Source organism: Piscirickettsia litoralis, from assembly GCF_001720395.1.
In the GTDB taxonomy this organism is placed as follows: Bacteria; Pseudomonadota; Gammaproteobacteria; order Piscirickettsiales; family Piscirickettsiaceae; genus Piscirickettsia; species Piscirickettsia litoralis.
The window spans coordinates 15,503-18,551 of the sequence record NZ_MDTU01000002.1; the positions used below are offsets into that span (position 1 = coordinate 15,503).

Annotated in this window: 2 protein-coding genes; one reads left to right on the forward strand and one right to left on the reverse strand. The window is 30.5% G+C overall.

The genetic code is table 11. The features are described from left to right. The coding region (locus tag BGC07_RS20820; RefSeq protein ID WP_158006973.1) for a helix-turn-helix transcriptional regulator at window positions 1-690 on the reverse strand (690 nt) is incomplete at its 3' end. Between the two features lie 1,978 nt (window positions 691-2,668). On the opposite strand from BGC07_RS20820, the gene BGC07_RS20825 reads away from it, so the two are divergent. After that, window positions 2,669-3,049: hypothetical protein (locus BGC07_RS20825; RefSeq protein WP_235603447.1), on the forward strand; the 381-nt coding region annotated here is incomplete at its 3' end.

Below are 3,049 nucleotides of genomic sequence, written 5' to 3' on the forward strand. Positions count from 1 at the left end.
AACAGTTCTTACTGATCTTGTCAGTATTTCTGAAATTTCTTTATTTGAAAATCTATCTTTAATTAATATCGCATACTTATATTCTGTTGATGTTAGAGATGTTATTTTTTCAGATTTTTCAGAATTCCTTAATTGATAATATTTAAGGAAATGGTCATGGTTATAAATGGTCGGCATATTATAATCTCTGTTTATATGACCTATAAATAGGCTAAATCTATGCAAGTATTTTATAAGGCTAACTAAGTTGGTTTTTATTTGAGATTTATCAAATTCAAAAAAGAATCTTCCTGTGGACAAGAGGGACTTATCTTCAATGATCAATACTTCTGTATCATTGTGATATTTTGTAATATGACTATTAATTAGTTCTTTATTTGAATAGTAATTCTTAATATCGCTTGTATAAAAATTTATGTCAATACCATCTGTTAAGTAAAATGGACTCTCTTTCCACAATCTATTATCCCACTTATCTACCTCCAATTCAATGGATTTTGGGCAGCATATTAGTTCAATTTTTTCAAAATTTTTAAAAGTTTTTATATACCAAAATCTCTTGCACTTTATTGATTTTAAATGTTCATTAATTATAGGCATGGATTTAAAATATTGATCAGACGTTTTTTGGATAAAATTTAGTTGATTATAACTTAACTTTTCAAGCGAGTCTTGTTTGAGTTTATCCACTTTATACCCTGTAAATTGAGATTAGATTAATTTGATTTTTGAATGGTACGTTCTTTAATTTAATAGTTATATTAAATGACAATAGCATACTTTTTTGTAAGCGAAGGTTAACAGTAGATATACTGATTTGAAGTTGATTTAGGCTTAAAGTGTAGTGTTAAGTATCCATCATTTGTAGTGATAAAGGCAGTTCAGTATAAGTACTGTTAATTTTAACGATTAATAGATATAGAGTAGGTTAAATAATTTTCTACTTTGTGATTTTGTGGTTATAAATGTCAAATATTTCTAAAATTTATTTCATTTCATTATTGTTTCTGCTTGGCTTGAGTCAGTGTTTTTCATATAATAGAAGGATGATTACGATTCATAATGAGCTTGACTATGCTGTGAGTATTTATGCTTATGGTAATAGTTGTATGTATGCTCCCTTCTGCACCTCAGGCAGTGAGTGTTCGAGCCCTCCTGCAGAGAGACTTGTCGCAGTTATAGGCGCTGGAAAAACTTATGACATGTATGAGGAGCCAAATAATCACTTAGGTAGCTGTAATGGGGATAATAAAAGCTATTTTCTAAGAGTTGTAATAAATTCGTCTCCATATTTATATGGAGAAGGGAAAATAGTATATAGCCATTGTAGTGCTGGTTTTTGTACTTCTAGGGCTACAACAAGGGAATCTGGATCTTTAAACTCGAAGCTTTACATTCGAGACTTAACTCCGAATACGTCTGGCTCAAACGGGGACATGTATATTTGCCATGGGAGTGGTCATAATAATGGTAGTGGCACCTGTGGTCCTTGATCGTTGAAAACCTCGAAGGCGATTTGCCGTGGTAAACAGCTAAATTAGCGTGGAGCCGATTAGTAAACAGTTGATTTCATTTCAGTTGCAAAAAAATTGACACGTCACACCCTAAAATGTAGAGAAAATAGGTTTTTCAAAGGTGGAAGGGCTTAAATTAGTCTGATGGTTTGTGAAAATCTTTATCAGCATAAGAACTGATGTTTATCATCCTGGGATTTGGCATGAGTAACGCTTAAAAGTTTAGAGAAAAATCCAATTAAAGTTATGGTTGTTGTGCTATTAACTCGTTTTAGTGCAGTTGAGAATGTTGTCTCAATGAGGTGTTTGAATTGAAGAAATCACTTATCATTATTTTAACTATAACGGTTGTTATTACCTGTGCTTATTTTTCCACTAATGGGTGGAGAAGGAGATAGTAAACTTATTAATGGTGTTGATTTAATAATTAAACTATTAGAATGGGGAGGGCTAGGGTTTATTATTTTTGTGGTTGGTCTTTTTATTATTTTTAGGCTCTGTTGTCGTTTGCGCAGCTGTCTTTGATGAGATTTTTCAGAGAGGCCATAAAGATGGTTAAAATTTTATTCTTAATTAAATTGATATGAAAAAATAGCTTAACACTGAGGTTAAGCTTTAATAGGGTACAATCATTCCAATAGCACGTCGGTGTTTGCTGATCTCTATGAAAAAAACCTTGAGAGATGAGTTCTGTTATTTCTTTTAGATTTTGCTGTAGGTCTGACGAGGAGACCCTGACAATGCTTTCACTTTCTTGGCTTTTATAGATCATAAACTTTTTGTTTTTCATTTTAAGTCTCTTAATTCAATCAAATATAAATAATTAATTTTGACTATTTTTCATTATTTTCGGTAGATATTATCATAATATAAAAATATTTGAACAGTGTCTTTACTGTATTTTAAACCATTGATTCTATAGAAATAAAATTACAAAGCATATTCTAAATAACTGCTGATTTTCAGTGGTAATACAGTTATTAAGGTTATAATTATATGTAATAAATATGCTGTTTGATTTTATATTTTTATGAGGGGTAGCTAAATGGCTAAAGAAGAAATCAATATAGGAACAATTGAATATTCAATTGAGAAGTATAATCTTGGCAGTGTTTTTTCGGAAATTAGTCGCGAAAAAAATTTTTAACAATCATATGGTATCTCTATTCACAGCTCTTGAAGATTGTGGGTTACTTAATTATACAGCGCTGAAAGAGTCTCTGTTTAATTCTCTTCGCTTTAAAAACAATGGTGAATTTGAAAATTTTGTTGATGCGGTAGGGCAGTTATCAGAATCTAGAGATCGTTTTGGTAATAGGAATCTTGATAAAGATTCACTTAAGTTACTTATAGAAGAAAATAAAAAAGAAACTGAAAAAGATAAAAGGTATGTTGATATAGCTTCTACAGAGATAGGTGGTAGAGCAGCTAATTTGTATCCTTTTATTAAGAAAAGTGAACAACATATAAATGAGTTATTAAATGGGATTAAAGACAATTCCAAGCAAGCTGAGGCTATAAAAAAGTATATTGTC